Below are 330 nucleotides of genomic sequence, written 5' to 3' on the forward strand. Positions count from 1 at the left end.
GAAAAGACAGATTTTACTGGTGTCAAATACCTGGTCATTCAAGGACAACTGCCCTATGCAATAGATTTTGCCAAAAATGTGCCTTGGGACACCCTTAGACACTTTAGCCCACCTATAAAATATAAAGGTGTGACTACTCTATATTTTCACGAGGTATACCAAAAAGTATTTGATAAGTTTTTGGCTGATGAGGTTTCTTATAAAAAAAGAGGTTTTCTGGGTAAGCTTTTAAATATGCCACTTAGTTTGGTAACTGATATTACTACACAACCTAAGATTTATCAGATACAACTTAATACTAAGCTAAATGGTGCAGTAGTAGATTATTAT

1 pseudogene is annotated in these 330 nt (G+C 33.9%); it reads left to right on the forward strand.

Annotated elements, in window-relative coordinates:
- Positions 1-330 (forward strand): annotated as a pseudogene (locus Q0954_RS34670) (hypothetical protein); the annotation flags it as partial.

The organism is uncultured Microscilla sp. (genome assembly GCF_947493425.1).
Lineage (GTDB): Bacteria > Bacteroidota > Bacteroidia > Cytophagales > Microscillaceae > Microscilla.